General features: G+C 42.7%; 29 protein-coding genes. 13 read left to right on the top strand and 16 right to left on the bottom strand.

The window, feature by feature from the left end; all coding sequences use genetic code 11:
- Nucleotides 1-107 precede the first annotated feature (107 nt).
- The 5 genes from U9S71_RS19420 to U9S71_RS19440 form a co-directional block, all read right to left on the bottom strand.
- On the bottom strand, nt 108-737 hold the full coding sequence (locus tag U9S71_RS19420; RefSeq protein ID WP_326329464.1) for a hypothetical protein: 630 nt from the start codon (nt 735-737) through the stop codon (nt 108-110).
- 14 nt (nt 738-751) lie between these two features.
- Nucleotides 752-1,123, bottom strand: coding sequence for a hypothetical protein (locus U9S71_RS19425; RefSeq protein ID WP_326329466.1), 372 nt, complete (start codon nt 1,121-1,123; stop codon nt 752-754).
- A 257-nt stretch (nt 1,124-1,380) separates the two neighbouring features.
- On the bottom strand, nt 1,381-2,676 hold the full coding sequence (locus U9S71_RS19430; RefSeq protein WP_326329468.1) for a toprim domain-containing protein: 1,296 nt from the start codon (nt 2,674-2,676) through the stop codon (nt 1,381-1,383).
- 111 nt (nt 2,677-2,787) lie between these two features.
- On the bottom strand, nt 2,788-3,222 hold the full coding sequence (locus U9S71_RS19435; protein ID WP_326329470.1) for a single-stranded DNA-binding protein: 435 nt from the start codon (nt 3,220-3,222) through the stop codon (nt 2,788-2,790).
- Between the two features lie 39 nt (nt 3,223-3,261).
- Nucleotides 3,262-4,158 carry a DUF3945 domain-containing protein gene (locus U9S71_RS19440; RefSeq protein WP_326329472.1) on the bottom strand — a complete coding sequence of 299 codons (897 nt, stop codon included), beginning with the start codon at nt 4,156-4,158 and terminating at the stop codon, nt 3,262-3,264.
- Nucleotides 4,159-4,392: 234 nt separating this feature from the next.
- On the opposite strand from U9S71_RS19440, the gene U9S71_RS19445 reads away from it, so the two are divergent.
- The gene (locus tag U9S71_RS19445; RefSeq protein WP_326329474.1) at nt 4,393-5,052 is read left to right on the top strand and encodes a M23 family metallopeptidase; all 660 of its coding nucleotides are present in this window, start codon (nt 4,393-4,395) and stop codon (nt 5,050-5,052) included.
- A 14-nt stretch (nt 5,053-5,066) separates the two neighbouring features.
- Here the strand turns inward: U9S71_RS19445 and U9S71_RS19450 are convergent, their stop codons facing one another.
- The 4 genes from U9S71_RS19450 to U9S71_RS19465 all read right to left on the bottom strand — a co-directional run bounded on the left by U9S71_RS19450 (nt 5,067) and on the right by U9S71_RS19465 (nt 10,587).
- Nucleotides 5,067-5,525 (bottom strand): helix-turn-helix domain-containing protein, encoded by a 459-nt coding sequence (locus U9S71_RS19450; protein WP_326329476.1) that lies wholly within the window; start codon nt 5,523-5,525, stop codon nt 5,067-5,069.
- 142 nt (nt 5,526-5,667) lie between these two features.
- The gene (locus U9S71_RS19455) at nt 5,668-7,740 is read right to left on the bottom strand and encodes a type IV secretory system conjugative DNA transfer family protein (protein ID WP_326329477.1); all 2,073 of its coding nucleotides are present in this window, start codon (nt 7,738-7,740) and stop codon (nt 5,668-5,670) included.
- 16 nt (nt 7,741-7,756) lie between these two features.
- Nucleotides 7,757-10,210 carry a relaxase/mobilization nuclease domain-containing protein gene (locus tag U9S71_RS19460; RefSeq protein WP_326329478.1) on the bottom strand — a complete coding sequence of 818 codons (2,454 nt, stop codon included), beginning with the start codon at nt 10,208-10,210 and terminating at the stop codon, nt 7,757-7,759.
- A complete protein-coding gene (locus U9S71_RS19465) occupies nt 10,207-10,587 on the bottom strand; it encodes a plasmid mobilization protein (RefSeq protein ID WP_326329479.1) in 381 nt (126 codons plus the stop codon). The genes U9S71_RS19460 and U9S71_RS19465 overlap by 4 nt, the downstream gene beginning before the upstream one ends.
- A gap of 561 nt (nt 10,588-11,148) precedes the next feature.
- On the opposite strand from U9S71_RS19465, the gene U9S71_RS19470 reads away from it, so the two are divergent.
- The 11 genes from U9S71_RS19470 (at nt 11,149) to U9S71_RS19520 (ending at nt 20,709) form a co-directional block, all read left to right on the top strand.
- Nucleotides 11,149-11,886, top strand: coding sequence for a ParA family protein (locus U9S71_RS19470; RefSeq protein ID WP_326329481.1), 738 nt, complete (start codon nt 11,149-11,151; stop codon nt 11,884-11,886).
- 11 nt (nt 11,887-11,897) lie between these two features.
- Nucleotides 11,898-12,377 carry a hypothetical protein gene (locus U9S71_RS19475; protein WP_326329482.1) on the top strand — a complete coding sequence of 160 codons (480 nt, stop codon included), beginning with the start codon at nt 11,898-11,900 and terminating at the stop codon, nt 12,375-12,377.
- Nucleotides 12,377-12,886, top strand: coding sequence for a hypothetical protein (locus U9S71_RS19480; RefSeq protein WP_326329484.1), 510 nt, complete (start codon nt 12,377-12,379; stop codon nt 12,884-12,886). The genes U9S71_RS19475 and U9S71_RS19480 overlap by 1 nt, the downstream gene beginning before the upstream one ends.
- 11 nt (nt 12,887-12,897) lie before the next feature.
- Complete coding sequence (locus U9S71_RS19485; RefSeq protein ID WP_326329486.1) at nt 12,898-13,215, top strand: hypothetical protein; 318 nt, start codon at nt 12,898-12,900, stop codon at nt 13,213-13,215.
- Nucleotides 13,216-13,576: 361 nt separating this feature from the next.
- Entirely contained in the window at nt 13,577-16,027 is a 2,451-nt protein-coding gene (locus U9S71_RS19490; protein ID WP_326329487.1) for a TraG family conjugative transposon ATPase, read from the top strand.
- A gap of 12 nt (nt 16,028-16,039) precedes the next feature.
- On the top strand, nt 16,040-16,636 hold the full coding sequence (locus U9S71_RS19495; protein WP_326329489.1) for a hypothetical protein: 597 nt from the start codon (nt 16,040-16,042) through the stop codon (nt 16,634-16,636).
- 1 nt (nt 16,637) lies between these two features.
- Nucleotides 16,638-17,612, top strand: coding sequence for a TraJ family protein (locus U9S71_RS19500; protein ID WP_326329490.1), 975 nt, complete (start codon nt 16,638-16,640; stop codon nt 17,610-17,612).
- A gap of 20 nt (nt 17,613-17,632) precedes the next feature.
- The gene (gene traK / locus U9S71_RS19505; protein WP_326329491.1) at nt 17,633-18,253 is read left to right on the top strand and encodes a conjugative transposon protein TraK; all 621 of its coding nucleotides are present in this window, start codon (nt 17,633-17,635) and stop codon (nt 18,251-18,253) included.
- A 68-nt stretch (nt 18,254-18,321) separates the two neighbouring features.
- Nucleotides 18,322-19,323, top strand: a complete 1,002-nt coding sequence (traM, locus tag U9S71_RS19510; protein ID WP_326329493.1) for a conjugative transposon protein TraM — start codon at nt 18,322-18,324, stop codon at nt 19,321-19,323.
- A complete protein-coding gene (gene traN, locus U9S71_RS19515) occupies nt 19,320-20,162 on the top strand; it encodes a conjugative transposon protein TraN (protein ID WP_326329495.1) in 843 nt (280 codons plus the stop codon). Before traM ends, traN begins: the two co-directional genes overlap by 4 nt.
- 82 nt (nt 20,163-20,244) lie before the next feature.
- On the top strand, nt 20,245-20,709 hold the full coding sequence (locus U9S71_RS19520; protein WP_326329497.1) for a hypothetical protein: 465 nt from the start codon (nt 20,245-20,247) through the stop codon (nt 20,707-20,709).
- Between the two features lie 850 nt (nt 20,710-21,559).
- Here the strand turns inward: U9S71_RS19520 and U9S71_RS19525 are convergent.
- From U9S71_RS19525 to U9S71_RS19555, 7 genes are read right to left on the bottom strand one after another with little or no spacing between them, the layout of a single operon-like run.
- A complete protein-coding gene (locus U9S71_RS19525; protein WP_326329499.1) occupies nt 21,560-22,717 on the bottom strand; it encodes a replication initiation protein in 1,158 nt (385 codons plus the stop codon).
- Nucleotides 22,718-22,733: 16 nt separating this feature from the next.
- Complete coding sequence (locus U9S71_RS19530) at nt 22,734-22,985, bottom strand: HigA family addiction module antitoxin (protein WP_326329500.1); 252 nt, start codon at nt 22,983-22,985, stop codon at nt 22,734-22,736.
- Between the two features lie 21 nt (nt 22,986-23,006).
- Nucleotides 23,007-23,288, bottom strand: a complete 282-nt coding sequence (locus U9S71_RS19535; RefSeq protein WP_326329501.1) for a type II toxin-antitoxin system RelE/ParE family toxin — start codon at nt 23,286-23,288, stop codon at nt 23,007-23,009.
- Between the two features lie 52 nt (nt 23,289-23,340).
- The gene (locus U9S71_RS19540) at nt 23,341-23,925 is read right to left on the bottom strand and encodes a recombinase family protein (RefSeq protein WP_326329503.1); all 585 of its coding nucleotides are present in this window, start codon (nt 23,923-23,925) and stop codon (nt 23,341-23,343) included.
- Nucleotides 23,922-24,107 (bottom strand): hypothetical protein, encoded by a 186-nt coding sequence (locus tag U9S71_RS19545; RefSeq protein WP_326329505.1) that lies wholly within the window; start codon nt 24,105-24,107, stop codon nt 23,922-23,924. The genes U9S71_RS19540 and U9S71_RS19545 overlap by 4 nt, the downstream gene beginning before the upstream one ends.
- A gap of 18 nt (nt 24,108-24,125) precedes the next feature.
- Nucleotides 24,126-24,335 (bottom strand): hypothetical protein, encoded by a 210-nt coding sequence (locus U9S71_RS19550; RefSeq protein WP_326329507.1) that lies wholly within the window; start codon nt 24,333-24,335, stop codon nt 24,126-24,128.
- Between the two features lie 11 nt (nt 24,336-24,346).
- A complete protein-coding gene (locus tag U9S71_RS19555; RefSeq protein ID WP_326329508.1) occupies nt 24,347-24,637 on the bottom strand; it encodes a hypothetical protein in 291 nt (96 codons plus the stop codon).
- 318 nt (nt 24,638-24,955) lie between these two features.
- On the opposite strand from U9S71_RS19555, the gene U9S71_RS19560 reads away from it, so the two are divergent.
- The gene (locus U9S71_RS19560) at nt 24,956-25,342 is read left to right on the top strand and encodes a hypothetical protein (RefSeq protein ID WP_326329510.1); all 387 of its coding nucleotides are present in this window, start codon (nt 24,956-24,958) and stop codon (nt 25,340-25,342) included.
- Nucleotides 25,343-25,430: the final 88 nt, after the last annotated feature.

Here is a 25,430-nt window from a genome sequence, read left to right on the forward strand (position 1 = left end):
TGTGTGTTGGTTCCTGAATAATGGTACTCTTCCTGATTTTGGCCGTGCGCCAAGCTCAAAGAAAAAAGCAATAAGTATATGAACGAAAGTTGTTTCATTATATTAGTCTAATCTTGTTTTAGCGCAAAAACATATATATACCAATACTCATCATCATATTTCAACAGCTGAATCCCATTCGCTTCCACATCAAGAAATGGAAACGGGAGAACTTGGAAAAGGGACTGATGGGCCTTGTCTTCAACCCACTCATTAATGTCTGGGAATTGTATTGCAAACGGTAGACCGTCAGAGGTATTATCCAAAAGTGATATAGGGTTCTTATAAGGGGAATCAGTTACGTCACACCCATTTTCCTCGGCCAACCGCGAATCCAGCGTAAGCGTAACGAAGCCCCCGCTGAACTCTAGGCCATCAGGCATATTTATGGTAAAGGCCTTTTCACACACCGTTGATCTTTCCTGCGTGTGTTCCCCTGACCTTACGCCGTTGGGAAGTCCATTCGCACCTAACTCGCTTACATGGCGGCCTGTGTAAACAAGGGTCTTACCTAAAAATTGTTCAAGATACTCTTTACTGTATTTTGCCTGTTCGTCACTAGATAGATTCAAGAATTCTTCTGCCGTTCGCGGTTCTTGTTCCTCTGGTTCGGGTACCGGCCCATCTTTTTTACATCCGGAAAATGTTCCCACAAATAAGGCAACAACGAAGATTAAGGGTAATTTTAGCGTTTTCATGTCCATGGATTTAATTAGTGAATATTGAATAAAAGTGAGATTCCGTAATCGTATCGTTTCTTCCCGAGATATCCTTTAAATAGGTAAGACTGGTTCCCGAACACACCGAAGGCTACATCACGGGTAATGTAGTATTGCGCCTCTGCGCCTCCTCTTAGTCCATAACCGAAACCGCGGTGTGATTCTGGTAAACCATTGAGTATATCATACACACCGGTCAGGCCGGCCTTTATAAGGAAATTAAAACTATAGCCCAAGAAGAATGGTGCTACGGCCACATTGAATGTTCCCCCATAGGCGCTAGAAGACACCTGGAAAGGTCTGCCCCATTCACCGTATAGCTCACCACCCACAACAAAGGGGCTATTTCTTATGGGAGAGTTCATTCCTATTTTTGTACCCCAACCAAGATCCGTTAGGAAAATGGAGCTGTAAACACTACGGTCTGATTCTAGTCTGGCATATTGGGCGTTAAGAATCTCCGGAGCAATTAAAAACCCCGAAAGCACAAGAAACATATAAAACCGTTTGAGCATAATTGAGAATATTTAACAACAAATAAAAACAATAAATCTAATAATATCAAATATACTGTTATTAAATATTTTAATATTAAAGAAGATGTGATGCCTTATTTTATATGTCAATAGGCTTGTGTCGCCGCGTTCTTGGGGTTCTGCGGCTTATTTGCTAAAACCTTCCCTTTGTTCAGGAAGTGCTTTAAATCATCATTAAAGTCCTTTGAAACGGGTATATGCATTATAACATCGGATATCCCGTAAGCGGACACGATGGATTCCACAAGAAAATGGAGTTGCTGTTTCCTTTTCGGAACCTGGATGATGAAACTAGTGTCGGACACCTCGCTGAAAAAGCGGGTATCTTGATAATCTGAATTTTTCCTTATGGACTTGTTGAAGTTGTTCAACAGTTGTGACAGCCGCTTGTTTGGTGATGGCAGTATGAGTGACATCAGGGCCTTGTCATCCCCGTGGGGCATGATGGAGCCGATATCCTGTGCCAGACCGCAAAGCAACTGTAAGGTGAACACCGCCCCCATTACATCATTATCGAACCCGACAATGATGGAGGGATTTGAGGCTGTTTTCAGTTCCGTGAAGACACTTTTGAGGGTTTCAACCTGGTTGGATGTCAGGTGGCCGCCCAACGACACGTAAAGCGGATTATTCGGCTTATGAAGCTGGTGGTATGAGAGGCAGTCCTTGGCGCTTTCGGTTACAACAATAGCATCCACTTTCCCGTTGTCGGGCAGGTTGGATAACCATAGTCCGGAATCCTTGTTGGAATCAAGAGCATGGCCTTTATAAGATACATTGCGCTGCTCAAAGCCAACTGTAGGCCCTCCCGCCCGAAGAACATAAGGGAAAGAAACATTGTAATACCGATAATGCTTTCCAGAGAAAACACCGTCCTTATCAACGATGGGGTTTTTAACCGAAATGATCTTGCCGGCGAAACAAGTATCGTTGATCGTAGAAAGGGCGATGCCCTCCCTTTGGAGGTAGCTGATATTTTCTTTCCTGAGCGTTGCTGATTTCAGGAACAGCGTAGGGTCAAAACCCCGCTTTGCAGTTAATGCTGGTTCCTGCTTTTGTGGAGTGAGTTCGTGCGCGATATTAAGGTACTCATGCAGGACTTCGTTTACGGCTGCATAGTCGACCATTGCGGCTTTGTGCGGGGCTATTATTGCAATCCGTTTCTTGACGAAGTCTATAAGGTCTCCAGACCTCGTAGCCCCTGCTTCTGTATACCGATTTTTAATCCGGTTGATGATAACCCGGTCGTTGTGGTCGGTGTTTTCCAATGCTGGATAATTCCGGCTGCGTTTAGATTTGGCCCAGGGCGTTAGGCTTGAATAGCCGTAACGCTGGGCGAAGTCAACAATTTGTATATGCTCCCGAAGCTCACTGAATGTCATCTGTCATCTTGATTGGCCCTGCTCTTTTTCCTTATTACCCATATCGTCACGACGAAAAGGAGGAAAAAGGCAGGCAGGGCTATGTAATTAATGATATCGGCGATGGACATATTACAATATTTCGTTTTCGTCCAGCTCGGCTTCGTCGGGTTCGACGAACTCAACCTCATTCTCGTCCTTGGCATCCACAATACCAGCGACAGTTTTTTCGCTGGGGCCTTTCATTCTTTTGAACGTCTTGGCGACAACGGAATAGCTGGTGTTTTTATTGCCTGCGCCATCTTCCCATTCATTCTTTTCGATTGGTCCTTTGACAAGGACAAGCGCGCCTTTTTTCGCAAAATCTGCAGCAAATTCAGCCATTCGGCCAAAACAGACGATATCGTGCCAGGTTGTGGTTTTTAGTGTTTTGTTGTCGTTTTTGCTTTTGCGGAAATTGGATGTGGCAACGGAGAAACGGCAATACTTGTCACCGGCAGCGGATTGCGAAAGTGTTGCATCAGAGCCAACGAAACCGATCAGTAGGGACTCATTGTGGGTGTTCATATTTCAAAGGATTTGACTAGATAAAAAAAATTGGGTTACTTACATGGATAGTTTGGGCTTGCTAGCATTTGTCTTTTTGGATTTTTCCGCTTTTTGGGTTGTTGCTTTGGTGGCGGCGGAAACCTTGGTTTTCCCCGTTGTTTTTGTTGTTGTGTTAGCTTTTGCTTTCGCTGCTGAATTTGTCTTATCCGTCGGGGTTTGAGAGACGGTGGCAGCTTCATTTTTGGCTTGCTCTTTCTTGGCCAGCGAGAAAGATTCTTTGAGGACCGCGTCACCGGTGACGACGATATTATTTCTTATGGGGTCGTATTTGATGGAGGCCACCCCTTTGTATTCGTTATTCCTAATAACGGGATCTTTGATTAATATTTCTCTGCCTTTTTTCAGGAGGCTTTTTTCGGAATCCGACAATTCCGCGCCGTAGAGTTTATTTGGCACTTTGAATGTCAGTGGGTGGTTAAGATTCCGAGTAACCACCTGGTTGGTTTCGGGATCCACTTTGGAAATGTATTCGCCCGGCTTTTCTGCCCGGATGACTTCATCCCCGCGTTTTGAAATAATAGGCTTGTTATGGTATACGATGGCCTCTCCCCTTTCGTAAAGCGCCGACTTTTCATCATCGCTGAGTTTGTAGCCCCCGGATAACCAGTCTCGCTTTTGCAGTTCATTGACTTTCATGAGGAATTCCGCTTTTACCTGTCCGGTTTTGCGGTCAGCGACAAGCTTCAAGCGTCCTTCTGCTTTTTTGTTTTCACTGTAGGTGAGTTCGTAGATATTATCGGTGAAGTTACCCCTTTCGAGGTTATAGATATCCTTTTTGGGTATATCCGAAATCTTTACGCCAAACAATTCGCCTTTCTTTTGGCCGATGACATTGTCCAGCGAGGCGAAATGTTTTTCATCTTTTTCAGCGGTGCTGATGGTATGGGCAGCCATAATCAATTATTTTTTAGTGAATTAATATGATGAATAATCACTAAGGTAGTTTATTATTGAGGTATAAAACAAATAAAAATATAAAAATTATTGTTTTATTTGTAATTCGTATAATTTGAAAAGATGAAACGTCCGGCAATATTTATCGTTTGTTTTGCTGCAGCAATTGTTTTTTCGGTAGCCTATTTGGGCTTATACACTAATCGAGACCCGTTTACAAGGAAAGAAACCCATTTGACCAAGTTACTGGACAGTGTAAGGCTATCCAACCTTTACTTGCAACAGGAGTTGCAATATTACCAAAATATCATCAAAAATAAGGACGCCGGACTTTCGGTCAGAGAAAAAAGTAGTCTTGCACTTAAAATAGAGGGAATGGAAAGGGAAATACTGATCAGGGCGCACGATTTCGAATCGCTTCGAATCGTCGTTGACAATATCTCCACTTCATCGGTCAATCTTCGGAAGTTCCCTGCCATCATGCCGCTTAAACCGGGCAGCTATACAAGGATAAGTTCGGGATTTGGGAGAAGGGCCAGTCCTACGGCCCGAGCATCCTCCAACCACATGGGGATTGATATACCGGCCAGCCGAGGCACCCCGGTTTATGCACCTGCAGACGGTGTTGTGGCGAAAACGAGGGGTTCGGCTGGAGGTTACGGCAAAATGATTGAGATGGAACATTCTTTCGGGTTCAGCACGGTATTTGGACACCTTCATGAAATCATGGTGGAACCCGGACAGAAGATTGGCCGGGGCAAGGTTATCGGCTTGGTGGGGAGTACCGGCATCTCGACGGGGCCGCACCTGCACTATGAGATTTTGAAAAATGGCAATAAGATCGACCCGATTTCTTTTACCGATATTGTATTGAGAAAATTGGAGGCGGAATAGGCGGGTTGGGCAGGTTAATTCAACTCGTCGTAGTAATTTCGTTCTTCTTCCTCAATCTTTGAATTCACCTTATTGGTGAAATCCTGCACCAGTTGGGCAATAGCCTCTTTGATACGTTTTGAGAAATGATGGTTGTTAACCAGTATTTCGTCGATGTCAATATCTTCGAATACGGTGTCGTATTCCATCTTCGGGTTCATCATGGATATGCCGGAATTATCCGGCTGCAACATCCAGTTGATGTTATAGCCCAAATGGTTGAAAAGGAGTATAAGTGATATGAAGTTTTTGGCGCTGCCTTTCCCCTTTTCGAGCATGGACACATAGGATTGGCTTGGGAGGTTGACCATCTCGGCCACTTGTCCCTGTGTGAACGCTTTCAGGTTTGTCCGCTTCTTATAATCTTCCCGCAATATCCTTAATCTGGAGCCAAGTTCTATCTGCTCTATTTCAAAGGGATTTATATCTGTCATTTATTTTTCAGCATCGTTTATTACAAAAATACTATAGTTATTTGAATTAGCACACAAGGTTTTAACTTATGTGCAGCTTGTAGATTTATAGCCACAAAAATAGAACCGGGAATTTAAGACGTCGAAGCGATTAAAGGTCAGGTCACCCTAATTGCAGACGCTTGTGTTCCTGCAGCAAGAGTTCCTCTGTTTCCGCTAGGATACGGTCGTAGTTTTCCTGTAGTTTTCGGTCAATCGACTGTTGCGAGACCTCGCCGCCGGTATCCGCGAATACCTTGGTTTTTATGACCGGCCGTTCCAACTCACGGTATTTCCTATTGGCGGGATGTTCAATGCGTTTCTCCCCCAGCGAATCGATATCGGCGAATCCCTTGGCGAATTTAATCGGCAGCGGGTGCTGAACGGTATCGGACAGCTTCAGCACGAATTGTCCCTGTGACATCGTTGCGACCTTGGCTTCGGGTATCACGTGGTCCAGCTGGATAGACGTGTTCAGCGAGGTTCCACCCTGCGACGAGTAATTTTTGGACACCCTTCTCTGTTTGATCTTTCCGAACATATCCTGCATGGCCTTGGCGCTTTCGCGCACGACACGCCCAGCCATGATGTTCCCTACGGTGTTAATGACTACGTCGGCTATTTTTTTGTCATAGTGTTGTATGAGTTGGGAAAAATCCTGAAACCCTAGCATAACCGCGACCTTGTTGCTCCGTGCTGTCGCTATCAGTAATTCAACGTCCTTGATGTAGACCGTGGCCAGCTCGTCGACGGACAGTAAGCTTGGGAGATTGCCGGGTGAGTTAATCTTTTTGACGACCTGGCTAAGGATAAGGGATATTGCCGGGCCGTAGACCTCTTTGCGAAGTTCGTTGTTTATCAGGCATAGGTAAGCCGGGTTATCGGGGTCCGACACGAAGACGTTGGCTTCGTCTGCGGACATTGCCCAAAAGAGTTTAGGCGTTGCGAATGAAGCTAGCCCGATTTTCACCGTAGCGGTCTGGCCGGAGAGCTGCTCCATGGCACCGTCCTGCATAGCATCGGCGAATGCACCGAATGCAAGTTTGGTTTTAGGGTGACTTTTCAGTACGTTGAAAAGCAATTCTCGTTCTGAGTTAATAAGGGCAATCACATGGGGAAAGGTGGAACAGTTGCCTTCTTCGGCTACGCCTGTCTTGCGGTTGATTTTGCTTTTGAGTGTGGTGAACCGTGCCAGCTGCACGCAGCAATTGAAAAACTGGATAGCGGATTCCGGGAAAAACTCCCCTTTCTTGCCGATCCATACCTTGTTCAGATTCTGCATGAATACGGTGGCCACATCTTTGCAGTCTTCCGGCCCATCTAGGTACCTGGGGTGGAATGGGTTAAAACGGACCGACCTGCGCGGGTCGTCAAAATCCAGTGCTGCAAATTTAGGGATTGTATTCCCCTTGAAATTAGGGTGCTGTAGGATCCTGTCCTTGTTAAGGTAAAGGTACCTGTAAAGCATGTCTGACAGTTCTCCGCGCTTGTAGTCGTAGACACACATGGTAAATCCGTTGAGTAGGCTTTGCCTAATGAATTCATTAATGAATACATATGATTTACCGGTACCTGGATTGCCGATGACCATGTTTCCTGCAAATGGGTTTACTACGTTCCAAAAGGTACGTTCACCCTTGTATTTAGCGGGTATGTGTATGGAATAAGTGCCATCACCGATGATTTCCCGTACCTGCTCGAAGTCTTCCCCGTCCTCGTTGAACGGGTCGTCCATCAGTGGTTTTTCCTTCAAGGCTATGGAATAGTAGGTAAAGTAACGGATTAGACCTACGAAGGACAGCATTGTTAGGGCAATGAATAGTGTCGAGCCGAGCACGCCGGCACCTACCGCGTCGGCGATGTCTGCACTGAAAAGGAACACGGCTGCGGCAACGATGAATAGGGCAAGGTAGTGGTATTTACTTCTCTTGGTTTCCAATATTTTCCGCTTTGATAATAATGGAAATATGGCTGCGAAGAAAATAGCCAGAGCCCGGATACCGAAATAAAAAGCCACCGGCGAATTGAAAGCGAGCTTTTCTACGCACCGCTGAACAAAACCATTGACCAGGCTGTGTGATAAACCAAGGTATTCCATTAGCGGATATGCGAATGTGTAACATGATATCACCGTTAGGATTACCGCCATTATCAGCGATAGCGTCGAGAATTGTTCGTATTCCTGTTCTGTTGACATGATGGATGAGATTAAATTATATCCTTGGTGTTCTTCTCCTGTCGTTGCGGGCTGTATTCTTGCCCACGCCACTGCCCTTGCTCTGGCCTAGTCCTGCAAGGAACTGGCCGATTAATCCGTCGAATGGGTTGTATTTGTATTCCGTTGCGACGTAAGGCACGTAATTTTCGTACCATCCGGCGATTTGCTGTATGTTCCTGGAAAGGAAAGTCCTTAGTGACCGGTCCACGCTTTCCTCTCCTAAGTTGCGTACTGCATTGGCGTACTCGTCATGTTTGCGCACGCGGTCGAGCATCGATTGGGAAAGCGCGTCCACATAGATATCGTCAGAGAAAACTTCTGAAATCTTTGCTTTTTCAGCGCTGCTTAGTTCTTTGGCTTCCTTTCGTAGAGCCTGGTCGAGATCTTCCTGTATCCTTATCAACGGCACGACCTTGGCTTTAGCGCGAATGGTCGTTTCAATGGTTTTGTCGAGGCTCTGTTTCAGGTGTTCTTCTAAACCGAGTTCCTTAACCTCCTGCTTGGCCGCTATTTCCATGGTGATTGCGCCGGGACTTGCAGCAATGGATCCAAGGTATGAGCTGTATCTTGGCTTGGAATCAGGTGTTTCTTTTTCATGGTTCTGGCGGTAGGATGAATAACCATCCTTAATGACTTTAGCGATTTCGTCTTTGAGGGCTGCATTGGCATATCGCTTGACAATCATGTCGGACACGAACGAGGCCTGCTTTTCCGTAATGGCATCGGTTTCGGCCTGTATGAGGCTGCTGCTAGCTGCTTCTTCACGGCTGTATTCTTTGATGGCCATCAAGGCCGAGTCCCTCAAAAGCTCACGGGATCCAGTGTTTCCGGAATCCGTTAAGGCAAGGAAAATTTCGCGGTTGCTTTCTCCTTTGGACGGCAGACAGATTTGGTTGACAACGTCCTTGGTATGTGCGTTCAACGTATCCTGGAAGTCGATGCGGAACCTGTCTTTATGCTTTCTCTCCTTAAATAGCTGGAATTGTTTGTCTATGGTTTTGGCATCGATGGAGGACAAAACAGCCTTTACGGAATCGTCCGCCATCACTTGGCCACGAATTGTTTGGAACCGGTCATTGAATACAGTTTCGATGTACTCGAATTTGTTTGCGGTTTGTCCCTTCTGTTTTGTTTTTGTGTAATCCTCTTTGAAATATTTTTCCAGTGCAACATTAAGCGATTTGAGTTTTTGCAGTTTCTCCATGTTCTTCCGGACCGCCACTTTACGATCTGCAAGGAAACTACCGACAACTCTTGGGGTTGCCTCCTCCCCTCTCCCAGGGAATTGTTCGCGCAAAAAGGCGCATATATCTTCAGCTGGTTTACCGCAATCGATGTACTTCAGCTGATCAGCATTAAAGTTCGACTTCCGGTATTCAGAGTATCCTGTATAATATGCATCATAGAGTAGTGAAGTGAGCTTCTTCCTGGTTGGGCCATCGTTGACCGTTTCTTTGAGCTTTCCTACGGTATAATTGCGGTGGACTTCCGAACCTTTGAGTATAACTCCCGAATTATGGTCGACGAAAGATATCCCGTAAATGTTGCCGTTTTTGTACCGGTCGTATACGACGTCTATGCCCTGCTCTTTCAGCGTCGAGGCAAAATCGCTATAGTTTATCTGGTCATAGTTGCGAAGTGCATTGTATACGGTACTGGACAGCTCGCGTACATTATATTTGGATTTGGCCACAGCACCCTTTGCAAAATTGCGCTCTAGCACTGATTCGTTGAAACGGTAGTATAGCTCGCTACCTTTTATTTTCACTGTATGCGGCTGGTCGTTTACCTGGAGCATGTAGCCTGTGGCATCGTCCTCCGGATTTGTGACCTTTTCGACAGTCACGTTATGCAATGCTAGTAGTTTTTTGTATTCAACGAATGAAGCTGGATTATAGTTCTGAAGCACATCGCGGTTTGTCCTGGCAATAAAGGATTTTATACCACTGCGGGTAGTTAAATCGGCGGTGTCCATCCTTTCCCTTTCAGTGGGTTTCCTGTTTGGAACAACGGTAAGGTTATATTTCTTTTCCAGTTCGCGTGTCAGCTCCTGCGATTTATTATGTTGGTAATAGGTTTCGATGCGCTTGCCGTTTTCCTGTACATTTACTGAAATGATATGGATGTGGTCGTGTGGCCGGTCGTGATGGTGGTAGATGACATAGGGCTGATGGCCATAACCAAGGCCATCCATATAATCTTTAGCTACAGAAAGGAACGTTTCGCGGTTTATATGTTCGCCGGGTGGTAAATTGATAGATGCATGGAAAGTAGGGTTTTCCATCCGTGAATGGGATATATATTCATCAAAGACAGCTTTATATATTTGTTTGTTGGGTCGTAGGAACTGCTGTGCATGAAGTAGCGTTGCGGTGCCCTTGTTTACCTTTTGCTCATGATATTCGATCAATGAGACAACATTACAGCCATGTGAGATTTTAGCGATCATGATTGTAAAATGATATCGAGCCTTTCTAGCAAAGAATCTAGTTGCCCTTCGAGCACGCGAACATTTCTATCACCGGCGTATCCCCTATTTTGGTTAATAACCTTTGTAACCTGGTTAACGTTCACACCGATTTTATTGATTTCAAAGATAAGTTTTTCATAAAATTCCTGTTTAGTTTTTGTTGTTGAAAATTGTCCTCCAATAAGCAATTTATATCGAATGTAGTCACTAATTCGATTAAATTTTTCTTGTTTGAATGTGCGTTCAATTTCAGAGTATTCAGCTTTCGTCAAACGTATGGTAACACGAATATCACGATTTTGAATATTCGATGATTTCTGATATTTTTTCGCTTTTCCTTTATTTTCCTTTGCCATTATTGCAGATAATGGTATACAATCTTATTAAAAGTATGCAACGGAACGGAGCATACTAAAAACCCAATGATGGATTTATCATTGGCAAGGTACGAAATGGCTGGCAAAAAAGTGGAATAGAATGTAACTTTTTGTCTGACGTTTCGTATACCTTGCAAAAAAGAGACGGGTTATAATCAAATAGACATTTTTCAATTCAAGTTAATTACCCGCCGGTTGGCTCGTTAATGATTAGTTAGACAATGATAACGGCCATAATGTTTACTACACTCAGTATTTACATATTTAATACTTTAAAGCATTAATATTTTATTATTTCTGTACTTATTATTTATTGTTTTATTTTTAATGTGTTTACCACTTTTAGTATTTAATATTTATGCTAATAATTATTATTTAAGTATTGCTTTATTTATTATGTTATTTATTGCTTTATTTTATGTAGTATATAATGTGTTAATTATTTTAGTATATACTTGTGTAAATAATGATATTTATATATATTTGCAGTATCAATTATTTAAATCAATTAATAATTATTAAGGACCAAAGAAAAAGTATATGATAGTTTCAATTGCCAACCAAAAGGGAGGGGCGCAAAAAACAACGCTTACTTCATTGCTTGCAACGACAGTGCATTATAGCTTACCGCAAGCGAACGTTGCAGTTATCGATGCGGACATCCAATCATCGATATTTAATTTCCGTAAGCGTGAAATGGCCGCAATGGAAAGGGACTCATCCAAGAAGGAAAAGTTTGAGCAAATACAGGAACACTTAGGGAAAGAAATGTTTCCGATCGTGAGGGCAGATGCTGAATCGGGAGGTGTGTTGGATGCGATGCAGGATTTACAGGAAAAGGGATATAACATGATTCTGGTCGATATGCCGGGAACGATACAGGCCGGGGGCTTGTTTGATATATACAGGAACATCAATTACCTGTTTATCCCTTTGGATTGCGACGACCAGAGCCAAGACTCAACGTTTTCGTTTCTTAAAAAAATCAAGGAATTGATTTTGGACAATGGGGATCTGGAACACAACATGGTTGACTATAGCCTGTTCTTTACTAAACATGAAGCGAACCCGATATTGAGGTCACATAAAAAATTTGAGCGGCTTAGGGCTTCTCTAAAGGCACAGGACATACATCTGCTGGATAACGTGTTCCCTAATTCGGACAGGTGGCGGACCTCTATTACGTCCACGGTGTTGCCTTTCCCGCAATTGAAGAAGTATGAAAGCATTTCCCCGTACCCGTTAATGAAGGAGATAATCAAATTTGTAAACAGATAATTAAAGAAACTATGACGACCAAAAAGAATTCACTTGACAAAAAGTTCAGGACACCATTCGGAAATGAGGAGGAAGCGTTGGTTTTTGACAGCTTTACCAAGCCTGCGGCCATGATAAAAGGGCTTCCTGAAAAGGAAGGGGAGGAAAAGGTAGAAACGGAGGAAACAGATGAAGCAAAACTGGCAGCAAAGGCTGTTGGAACGAAACAACCGGTTAGGAGACCAGCGCATGGCGGTGGTATGCCGGCACCTGACAACTCGGAATTAGCGAAGTACAGTAAATTTGAAGACTACGCTGAGTACCCGAATAGGGGAGAGGGAACCAAAACGAAGACGTTCACACTGGACAGCGTGTCGGAAGCAAAGCTGAACAGCATAGCTACGGCCCTGGATACCTCATTGCGGGTTTTCTTTTCAAATGTAATCGATGAATTCTACGAGAAGTACGAAAAGGAAATAAAGAAGCGCGTGCGGAATAAATACGGCGTGTGATGGAGCAATATACCTGGGGACAGTTCTGGACTGTTGTTGTGGTCTTTATAGTTATCTACTATGGGGTGGTATACCTTGTTTATTACCTACCGAAGAAGAAAAAGGTGGTAGAGATGAATAAAGATAACAACGATTCGAATAATATTAAAAAATCAGATAATAATATTGTTATATTTGATTCACCGTTTATTAGTAATTTTGATAATGATGATGGCGGCCAGGAGGATTATAAAATAGAGAATAAACCTGAGATGGTGGCAGAAAAAGGATCCGGGAAAACAAAAGAAACGGAGTTCGAGGAGGATAATTTTGATATGGTGGGTTTCGAGGAAGATGATGTGATTTTCGACCATGTCGATTACATGGATGACGATGGGAAGGATGGGGATAATGGCAAGAGTGGTGAAGAAATGGTCGAATTGGAAGAGGATCTTTACGATGTGACCTGGGAAAGTTACACACCGGGGGAACAGATTAATTTGGATTTTGACAATAGTGATAACGTTTAAATTGACTTAGTATGAAAAGTAAGAATGATCAAATTGTAAAAATTGCTGTAGGTGTATTCGCGGCTTGTTTTCTAATGTATGGTGATGCATTTGCGCAATTGAGTGATGCTGCTGACCGTATTGAACAGGAGGTTAGTTCGGTGACATCGACAGCAAAATCAATATGCGGTGGCATAGCATTGGTTGCGGGAGTGATAGGCTTGGTGATGGCCGCGGGAAAAAGCAATGTAGAGGGGGAACAGGCGAGCAAGCAATATATTAAGTGGTTGGTGGGCGCCGGCTTTTTTGCAGTATGCTTTGCCTGTCTGGAATTATTCTTTGATTCCTAGCGTAAGGGGGGCGGTATGAAAGAAATTAACAAAAGGGCTGATTCCACGTTTGAGTTCCTTGGATTGGAAGGAAAATATTTCATTTGGTTCATCGGATGTGTAGTTGTGGCTATGTTTCTTTTGGTAATTATTTCTTCTAATTCCAATAATTTTCTAGTTATCCTAATCCCACCGTTTGCAATCGCATTGGTTGGCTATCGCACTTGCATGTATTTGAAGAACGGTGTCGGTTCGGAATCAATAGACCGGTATATTAATTTGAGTGCTCGGGAACGTGAAAGGAAGTGTTTGTCAGACGACCACCGGAATCCTTACGAAACATTGGGCGAGGAAACTGAATTGAAATTCAAGTGAAGTAGGCATGAAAATTTCTCTTGCGGACAGACAACCGATATACCGCATAGTAAACGATGTGGTAATTTCCAAGCGAGCAAATTATACCATTGGTTTCGGCGTGAAGCTGCGTGAAGCGTTTTCGCTTTCCCCGGATGATTACGATGAAATTGGTAAGATTATGCTGTCCGTGATAAAGCGGTTGCCGAATTATACGGTGGTCCACAAACAGGACTGGTTCAACCAGGTTAATTATGGGATCAACAATAGGGAAGAGGATAGTCTACTTTCCACATACACGGCATTTAAGTTCCTGGAGAGGAAGTACGTCAGCCACGAATGCTACTTGTATTTCACGAAGACAACGGCGGATGTAAAGAAGCGGACTTCCTCCGTTTCGTTGCTTAACCGGAAAATTGTTCCTTCGGATTTGATAGACCGTGAAAAGTATGATGAATTCCGCAGCGCGGTGATGGCTATACAGGATATGTTGAACCATAGTGGGTACTTCATTGTGAAGAAGCTTGATAAAGCTGATTACTATGATGTTGTTGATGGGAAGGGATTGATACCCTCATATTTTTCATTGGAGAAAGGGGGTGTATCAGCTACGGATATCGATTTTCGAAGTGGGGTCAAAGTAGGGATGAAGCATGCGGCCATCCATACGATCAGTAACTTAAGGGATTTCCCCGACGGTGTGGATATCAAAGCCAAAAGTAACAAATACGACAGTATTTTTTCTTTCGCGTTCCCGCTGGGCATTAATCTTAAATTCGACCATATCTATAACCAGTATATCTTCATCGACAATCCAGACCTTACATTGAAGGAACTGGAGGACCGCGCCAGAACGGTATCGAATTATACATTGGTATCTAATCAGAATAGCGTAACCTATAACAAGCTTAACGAATTTGTGAAGGGGATTGCCGATGCAGGCCGGATTCCAGTCCGGGTACACGCCAATGTTATTACTTTCTCGGATACTGAAGCAGAGTTAGCTAACAACGCGGTATCGGTTGAAACTGCTATGAGTGAAATGGGATTTAGGCCACGAGTCAACATCGCGAACGCCGGTGAATTATATTGGGCGGGCTGTCCTGGCAATTCTTCCGATATGGCCAATACGCAGACAGCAACGGTGTATGCGGACCAGGCCATCTGCCTTATGAATTTGGAGGGAAATTACCGGCACAGCGTGTCAGATTTCGGCATGAAGCTTACCGACCGGATAAACAATTACCCGATACATGTGGACTTTGTTTTCGAGCCGAAGAAACTTGGATTGATCAGCAACTACAATATGTTCGTTGTGGGGCCGTCGGGCTCTGGAAAGTCTTTCTTCACGAATAGTTATATCAGGCATTTGTTAGACCACGGTCACCATGCGGTCATTGTGGACATGGGTCGGTCGTATAAGCGGTTATGCGAATTATACGGGGGTATCTTCATAGATTTCGATGAAGACAATCCGTTGCAATTCAATCCATTTTATTTACCTGAGGGAATGAAAATCAATGACGATAAGGTGGAGAGCCTATTGACATTGATTTTTTCATTGTGGCTGGATAGGGAATCAAGTAAGGCGGAAATATCGATTCTCCGGGAATTGATAAATGGATATTATGAATTGCTTGAAGCGGAACCGTTCTTCCCATCGTTCAATTCGTTCTTCGAATATGTGGAGCGGTATTACAATGGAATAAAGAACGGTGGCAATCCCAACTTGAAGTATTTTGACTTTGATAATTTCTTTGTCGTCCTGCGCCAGTATTATAATGGCGGTATATACGACCAGCTGTTAAATGGGGAAAAAGATTTGGACCTTACCCATAATAAGTTTGTCGTGTTTGAATTGGAGAATATCAAGAATAACCAGACGCTGCTGACCATCGAGATGTTGATGATTATGGACACATATATCAACAAGCTTTTGAGGTTGGGTGAGGATTCGAATGTGATGAAAGCTCTGGTCATCGAGGAGGCATGGAAGTCTTTGATGCATTCGAGGATGGCTGAATTTTTAAAGTATGCGGCAAAAACAGTGCGTAAGCACAACGGGCAACTAGTTACTATTTCGCAGGAACTTGAAGACTTATTGGGCAATGCCTTGGTAAAGAAGACAATTGTCAATTCATCAGCAATCAAGGTATTGCTCGACCAGGGGGATTATAAAGAAGCCTTTGATGATGTAAAGGAACTTGTCGGGCTTTCGGACCACGAGGCTGAATTGGTTAAAAGCATTAACAAGCTGAACGATCCACGGTTCAGGAAAAAGGAAGTGTTTATCAAAACCGGGCCGCTGGCCAAGGTTTACGGAGTGGAAGTATCCGGTATCGAGTATTCCACTTTCACGACGACCAAGGAGGAATATGATAGCATCTATAGGATGCAGAAACGGAACGGGATGGATTTGGAGCGGGCGTTGATACAGGATGCAGAAAACAGGGAACTAAATGAAATCAATAAAAGATAGGGAACAATGACCATGAGAAAATTTAGTCTTTTGATCGCAGGGTTATTAATAACGTTCAATGGGTTTTCACAAGCCATGCTGACTTTCGATGCCACGCAGGCCATCAATGCAGCCAAGGAAATCGCTGTTCAGAAAATCAATTCAGAACTGAGTAAGGTAATGGCCGGTGATATATCTGGGGTACTTGAAACCACCGATAAACTGGTGAATCTGACAGAGAATTACCAAGAGGAATTGAAGAAAATCAATCCGTTCATTCTAAAGTCTGAAAACGTTAAATACCTATTCGAAATACAGTCTAACATTACAATGTTATATGGTAAAAATGTATATAGGTATGACAGAAATTTCACGTCGGAAGAGCGGAAGGTTTATCGTAAAACTTTGAAAGCTATCCTTGAAGATTCGTTTAGAGAATTGGAAAATTTGGATGTTTTATTAGAAGAGGATTTTTATGCGATGAGTGATGGGGAGCGTATAAACATCTTAGGTAGCATTGAAGATAGGTTGAGAAATCACGAAAAGGATATGATTGAGATGGAAAAATTCGGTAAAACATTTTATAATGCGGCTGAACGGGTAAAAGGGGGCAATCGGTATATAAAGTAAAATGCAAGGAATTAACGAAAGTTACGGGTCAAGCTGGATTGATGCTGCGCATGCTTTTCTTGGGCAATTGGATTCGGTAGAGTCAGCAATGGAAGACTGGTTGGCCATTGGGAAAGCCGTTGGCTGTCTTGGGGCATATATATACCTCATGCGCGCGTATTCAATAAAGACATTGAAAGGTGAGCCATTCCTGGTCGCGGATTTCATCAATCCGATTCTTATTGCCTTGTTGCTTTCGGTTTATACTCCTGTTGCCAAAGGGTTACAATCATTATTTTTAGGTACAAACGATGCTTCTGAGGTTATTGATGAAAAGGTGGGTGAGATGTTGTCCATCACATCGAAGATAGACGAGGAACAATTGGAAAATGAACAGGATATCGAAAGGGAAGCCCAATCGGGAGGTGTTTCCGACCATGCGGGAGAGGTACTGGAAGAAAAGTCAGGGGAGGACGGTTCATCGTTGTTTGACCAGGCTAAATATTTGATGACGTTAGCCAGCAATCCTATGACGTTTTTGCCGAATCTGGTTAAAGCAATTTTGACGTCAGTTTTGAACCTTATGCTATCGGCATGTCTACTTATAATATATGTATTGTCCGCTTTATATATAAAGGTGTTGTATATTTTCGGTCCGTTTTCCATCGGGATATCAATCATACCTGGCTTCGAAAACAGTATTTCAAACTGGTTCCAGAAATATATTACGTATTGCCTTTGGATACCGATAGCCAATACGGTGACAACCCTTTTAATTGAAACATATAATGCATACCTGTCCGGCTATGGTGGGATTGGTGCCACGAATGCAGCGGGCCTGATAATGTTTATGGTCATCGGGATTATAATATACCTATCGGTCCCGAAGTTGGCTAGTAATATCCTAGCCTTAGGCGCTTCGCAGTCTTTTACAAGGGGTGTTGCGGCTAAAGCTGCCGGGGCCGCATCCAAGGCGTTAACGAAAGGAGCATTATAATGTCAGATCCATTAAAACCCATGTTAAATATAGAAAAAGAGCATAAGACAAATAGGATGATTGCCATCGTTGCGATTGTCGGATCCATCCTGTTTTCCGGTTTTGTATTCTTGTATACCCACACAGAAATAAAGAAAGTAAGGGAAAGTATTTGGGTGCTGGTGAATGGGAATGCATTGGAGATGGCTATGCGGCACAATACTCTGGACAACCGTCCGGTGGAGATCCGCAGCCATATCCGAATATTCATGGATAAATTGTTTACGTTTTCTCCGGATGGCAAACAAATAGAGGCAAACATCGAGGATGCGTTCGAGTTAAGCGACCAAAGTGTAAGGAGCTTTGTCAATCTGCTGAAAGAACAGAAGTATTACGATCAGATAATAGCTTCTTCAGCAAGTCAGAAGTTGGAGCTGGATACAGCCGGTATTGTGGTTGATTTAACAAGCTACCCCTACAAAGCACTTGTAAAAGGTACGCTGGAAATCGTGCGGCCATCGAATGTTACCGTCCGAGAATTGGTTTGTTCGATGGATATCCGCAATTTGCCGGAAAGGTCTGACCGTAACACGCACGGGTTGATGATAGAAAATTTTGTTGTTAATTCAAACGAGACGATTAGATCAGTAAGCCGAAAATGATTCTGAAGTACACACACGAACAAAGGAAAAAATTGTTTACCCTGGCACCGATAATTTTGGTCCCTGCCATGGCGTTCATATTTGATTTGGCCGGTGGCGGTCAGGGGGTAGAAACGGAAAGACAGTTTGCGGGGTTCAATACCTCCTTTCCTGAAGCGGAAAGCGAAGCCATTGTTGATTCCCGTAAACAGGCCTATGAAGAAAAGGATAGACTGGCTTCGGAAACGAGGACCAGTACAGCTGTTATAGATGAGTTCGATTTGGATAATATGGAGGCTACGGTAGAAGTGTACGACGAAGCCGAGTGGGTGGACGATACGCCGGATAATAGGTCTGAGGAAGATGCTGATACGGAAGTTGCTTCCCTCTACGAGAATTTTTTGAAGCGTAGGGAGGACCGGGCGGCGGTTCGGGACCGACAAGTTTCGGCGGTCACACCAACACGTCCGGCTCCGGAGCCTAGGCCTTTGGCCAGTGTGGAACCGACAGCACGGGAGGTACCAGAGGAAGTAGAAGATAGCAATAATGGTGGCGGGCAATCTTTGTTTTTCGATAACTTAAGTAGTGGTTCAGCCTCTATAGCTGGTAATAATGAGGCAGCTTCAGGGGAAGTCGCTGAAACAGTTTCTATAAATGCCGTGATACATGGCGAACAGACAATCGGCCGGAGCGGTTCCTTTGTAAAAATGAGAATTACCGATGCGACGGAATTATCGGGTATCCGTGTCCCCGCGAATTCTATCGTATATGGGCTGGCCAACCTGTCCAGCAAAAACAGGTTGGACATATCGATCACGAGTATATCACTTAAGGGGAAACCATTGGCGGTTAACCTTTCAACTTACGATGCAGCGGACGGCAGGCAGGGCATATTGCTTAGTGGGGGAGAGAGCGGAGAAGTGAAAAACGATGCAATAGACGACGCTATTAGTGATGCATCTATGTCGGGTATTCCTGGTGGCCGTCTGATCAATCGTGCAGCTCGGGATTTATTCAGTAAGAAAGGGGAAGCTTCCGATATCGTATTGATATCGAATTATAAAGTTTACCTAAAACATAACCGGAAATGAGATATACGTGGATTTTTATCATATCATTATTCAGCTGTTGCCACGCAGCTGCGCAGGCCCCTGCGACAATATACGTAAGTACTAATAAGACAACCCATCTTGTATTCGAGCATCCGGTTACATACTTCGATTATGGCAGTAGCGATATTGGAGTACAAAGTACGGACCAACCCAACATCATCAAATTAAAGGCCGCTAAACAAAGTTTCCCTGAAACAAACCTTACGGTAATGACTGGAGAGGATAATTTCTACTCGTTCATTGTAAAATCGAGTTCAAACCCCGACCAGCTGAATTACTTCTTCAAGGAAAGCCAGGCCGTTAAATTCCAACGGACGATAGAGGAAAGCGTTCCGGCTACAGCTACTGGAGAAACTTTAACTATCGACCAGGCATCTGGGCCGGATTTCAGTGAATTGTGCGACCGTATAATGGAGGAAGTTGTTAGACCTACCAATATTGGGTTAAGGAAAGATAAGATTATATTGCTCCTTAAACACATTTTCGTTGCCGAAGACAAGTTGGTTTTATTGGTTTCAGCATACAACACCGGCAATCTTGATTACGATATCGAGTTCATCAAGTTCTTCATAAGGAATAAGCAACGTCTTAGGAAGACCTCCATTCAGGAAATCGAATTGACGCCTATTTTTTCCCACCTGGTACCGGAACGGATAGCCAGTAGTGCTGACAATGACAGTTTCTGTTTTGTTTTCGACCAATTCACGTTGTCTGATGACAAAGAGCTTGTCCTTGAAATATGGGAAAGGAATGGAGAGCGGAACCTGCAGATGGAAGTTCCTGCAAAAAACATCCTATCAGCAACGAACTTCGAATAAATTTCCCGAAAATTATACTTTTGTAATAGCTGATTCCGGTTGTTACTAAACCGTAAAACTTTTAACTGAGGGCGACTAGGCCATGAGAATAATTTTAGTTTTTACGCTGTTAATTCCGTTATATTCATTTTCCCAATTTAGAGATGCAAAATGGGGATGGCCACCTGCGTTGGTTAAACAATCTGAAGGAATTAAAGAACCAAGAATTGATTACTCTGGGGACGTAATTACATCGTTGTATTACTTAGATGAAAAGCTAGGTATATACGATGTCTTTATAATGTATAAATTTGATAAGGGTGTACTTGTATACGGTTCGTATCTCCTGTTAGAAGAATACTATGATACACAAAGCCATGTTGAAGCGTTTATTGATTTAAAGAAAAATCTAACAGCAAAATATGGAGATCCCTTACAGGAAGACCATACCTATATTTCTTTATCACTGTCACTGTCACTAGTATCAAATGACCTACGGATACTAGTAAATTACATGGATGCAAAATATACCCTTAAAGATAATGTGGAACCTTACAAGGGATTATAATTGCAAGTATGTGTGGATTCCTAGACCTAGCTGCAGCTAAACCAAGCTACTTAAGTAAATAATTTCCCGAAAATTATACCTTGTAAACCAAATTTTATAAGATACTAAAACAGTATAATACTGTTTTATAGTGTTTTACGTAATATATTGCCCGAAAATTATACCAATATTTAATATTTTTTGATTCCAGACACATCTGGACCAATTTTTGCCTTTTTCCCTGATGTTTTGCTGGGTTTGGCTGGTGGGTGGGGTGCAACGAGCCTTATGAGCGTAGCGAATGCCTTATTATTATACCTTTTATTTTATTTTAATGAAATTTTAATAAAATTTAATAGATACGAAGATGCCTAGTTCTTTCGACTTTAGCTTTGTAAATCAGGTTATTGCAGCGCATAATTCCCGAAAATTATACCCCCTGTTCCCGAATATTATACATATTCTTCCCCAACATCATACATAACCTTCCCCAACATCATACATAACCTTCCCGAAAGTTATACATTTGAAATTACCCTGGCTACACCATTTCATAGTTCGCGAAGCAAAAAACACATATGTTTAAATATCAAGCACTTGCCTTGGAAACTCTTCCCGAAAATTATACATTACACCTGTTTTTCAAAGATTCAATGAAATGTTTGTGATTGGCGTAAGTATCTATATACGAGTAATATAATTACTATTTTGCCCCTAAAATTATACATTCACCGATTGAGTGATTTTATATTCCATTAACGGAAGTGCTTCCTGTTCGTGTATCCAAATTATGTTAATACCCAAATTAAGGTTGATTATAAGCCGATTACGCCCTATAATTTCCCTAAAATTATACATAAGCTGCGTGTGGTTATGCTATGGAATAACTTTTAAGCAACTCCCGTCTAAGTTCTTCTTTATTTTCGATATGGATTTTATTGATATCTATCCCCGATTTTTCAAAGTACTTCATGACTAAAGCATGGAAAGCTTCCATAAAGTTGTCACCTTCAAGCCCCTTCAAGGAAGGTTTCCTGGCAGTTGATTTAGTTACGATATCATAGGAATATTTCAGGTACAGTTCCATGAGCTGTCTGCTTTGCAACTCATTTAAACCATGGCGCTTGATTTTATAATTAATTGCACTTCGAATCTGTTGGGCGGTTGACGAGTACACCCCAAGTTCGTTCCGGGTTTCATAAGATATGATATATACAAGTTTCCCTCGTTTCTTATAGTTGAAAGAAATATCGCTATAGGAATTAAGTTCAGCCCTGACTGGCTTTAATATTTTCTCTTCGAATTTAGAGAAGTATTTATAATCGGTCATAAAGATTTGGTTCAACCGCTCGAGAGAAACCTTTGTCCCCCTGGATCTCACTGCAGCCCCACCCATCTCTTTAAATAAGGTTCGATATTCTCCTGTTGAGATTAACGGCAAGCCTTTTAAATAAAAATAGAATATCAGTGAGTTTACAGAAGAAACTGAAATGGCAATTTCTTTAACGAATTTTGAATAGGATGAAGATATGTTCAGAAACATTTTGTACCAATAGGCATTCATCGAAAACTTAAAACCGACATTTTTTTCAAATATTATATCAGACAAAATCGATGAATAGAGGTCAAACGAACGTACTTTCCCCGAACCATCTACTTTTTCAAGTTTGACCTTTGTTTCGTACTGCTTTAGTTCAAGTAGGCCGTCGGTTATCGGTTTGTAATTTTTAGAACCTTTGGGAAGGAAATCGGAGTAATGGAAAGAAAACTGTGTAACAAAACTAGATTCATTGATTTCCATCCATTCTTCATCAAATAGTGAAAGTTGATGTTTTTTATACATCTGTCGGCCATTGAGATTTGCTGCAATCAGTAGCATGATGCGCAACGCAGACAATGAAAGATTGTTTTGTTTGGCATTAAGAATTACCGGCTGTAATTCTTTTGGTAAGTTGGCTATATTGGCGAGGTCTTCATACTTTTTACCAACGATAAATTCTTTAATGATCTTTTCGTTTTTGGACGACATGGTTCGGAATATATGATTAGGAAAACACAAGATTTTCTCTTGCAATACTAAGTTCATAAGCGGTCTGAAGATCAGCCCAGAACCGGGCGGAGCCACCGATGTAATGTTCAATCTTAAGTGCAAGGGTGGGGGATATGCCCCCCCTGCCATTGAGGACCATAGACATGGATGGCCTGGCAATCTGCAACAGGTTAGCTGCATCGGTCACATTCAGTCCTCGGGCTTCGAATTCCTCTCTAAGAATCAATCCGGGATGTATCAGTTTCATTTTACGTTCCATAATGTAATATTAATGAGGATCTATATAGTCTATATCGTATGCATTGCCATCAACGAACCGAAAGAGTATCCTGTAGTTTCCACTCACATCTAAGCTCCAGACATTTTCCATCCCTTTGTCGGGGTGGGGGCGAAATGCAATCAATTGTGAAAGGTCGTTCGGGACATCATTAAGGGAATCGATAACCTGGAGCAACATCCTGATCTTGCGTACGTGCTTTTGCTGCAATTTGCTCGGGTCATCCTGGGTCCAAAGTAGCCGGAGACCTTTATGTTTGAACGTCTTAATCAAATTATTACATGTAAGGTGTAAATATACACATTACATTTCGGATATAAAATGATTAATCTTTGTTCAAGTCCGAGTTTTTTAAATAGTCAAGGTATCGGTAACAGGTTACCCTGCTTAAGCCAACTTCTTCGGCAATCTGTTGCATGCTCAATTTCTTGTTTTCGTAAAGGTTTTTAACTGCATGGGCTTTTATTAATGCGGCTTTAGATAGGCCTTTAGGCCTTCCGCCCGTGCGTCCCCTGGCCCTTGCAGAATCAAGACCGGCCCTGGTTCTTTCTCTTAGTACCTCTCTTTCATTTTCTGCCAAAACGCTAGAAAGCATAAACCAAAGTTTACCCATTTTAGTGCCGGTATCGATGCCCTCCGTAATACTGACAAAGTTGACACCCAGCTCACCGAATTCAACCATTAGCTTAATGAGTTGCAGTGTCGTGCGGCCAAGGCGGTCAATTCTCCAAACTACTACTGTGTCGCCCCCTCGAAGTTGTTCCAATAGTTTTTGGAATTGTGGGCGTTCCTTGGAAACGCCGCTTACTTTCTCATGGAAAACTCGGTCACACCCGTACTTTTCGAGTGCGTCAAGCTGTAAATCAAAATTCTGTGCATCTTTGGAGACGCGGATGTAACCAAATTTCATTCTTCGGGAAACTTTTCAATTCTATCTATCTTGAATTCTAATTCGTCCATATCCGTCTGCATAGAAGCAATTCTATCCCTTAGATAGTTTACTGAAGGACGGATTCCATCATGATCGTATGTTTCCAGCTCTAGGAGTGCATCCAAAGCCCGGTAATACTTATCTAAAACAGTGTCTTTCATGAGTACTCCATTATATGTTCACTTTCTGATAAATCGTTTCAAACAAAGGATAGCCCCCAAATGGAACATGGTGTTTGCACCATTAACATCCTTTAGCGCTTTAAGATATTTTTCAACGGCACTCAAACTATTGGGTGTAATACCCTCCCTTTTTAAGTTCGTAGAAATTTGCGATTGCGTCAATCCATCAAAAAGCTGCTTAATAACGGGTTCTTCGGATTGAGTCATTACTTGTTTGATTAATGGAGATTGAAATCATTTGATGTTGCCATTCTGTACGCATCTTCATATTCTTCTTTTGAAATGGGGAGTCCCACTTCATAGATGTCCCATGTGCCCAGCAATTCAAACGGTCTATCCGGATAAAGGGGATTATAGGGTAAATTGTGCTCGACGAAAATGAGCGGTTTATCATTCAGAAAGCTGACAACCTCCTGGTATCCGTTTTGGGTTTTGCCGGGGCCACCGACTACTTTAAAGTAGTTGTATAACTTACCTGCTTGTCTACGCTTGAAGTACGCTGTTTCCATAAGGGCAATTGTAACAATAAACGGTGATAAGCAAATATATGAAACATAGATTTATGTTACAAGTTTTTGAAACACTTAGATGGTTGAATTGACAGAAATTGCCCAAAATCAAATGTGTTAAGAAAAACGGTCGTTTCTTAAAACACCTTGAACTATTAAAATTAATCGGACGCTACAAATTCAAGCAGCTATAGGGCAATAAGGTGTTATGGGTAATACGGTTAAATTTTATGGGTAATACCGATCAACTCCAAAGGTTGAAAAAGCTGTATTGTCGAAATTGTACTGTAATATTGCACGAACCAGATACACATTATTATGAAACCAAAGAACGTTAAAGTATTTCTGACCGCCGTACTGGCCACAGCCGCATTATTGATTGCTGGAGAACAGCAAGCCTATGCGCAGGAACAGGATTCGGTAGCGATGAGCCGGACCGCCATAATAGCAGAGGATCTGTCATTAAGCGAGGATCAAAGTAAAAATGTCCTCGCCGTGATTGATTCCGACCAGACCAAAGCTAAAGCCCTTATCAGGGAAACCTATATCCAGCTGTCGCGGCAATTGGAAGCTTTTGCGGAGGAGCGGAACCTAGCCCTGAAAGAAGTTTTGACGGACGAGCAGTTCCAAAAACTGAAAAAGTACATGCGGAATGACGACTTATGGTCATCACAGGGCACGCCAACCTTACCAAACCAGCGATAAATGATGGACCGTGGAAATGTATTGCACGAACAATACGGGAGTCGCCAGGGACGGATATTGAAGGAATATACCTATAACATCAAATAGA

This window comes from Parapedobacter flavus, from assembly GCF_035818675.1.
GTDB classification, from domain to species: domain Bacteria; phylum Bacteroidota; class Bacteroidia; order Sphingobacteriales; family Sphingobacteriaceae; genus Parapedobacter; species Parapedobacter flavus.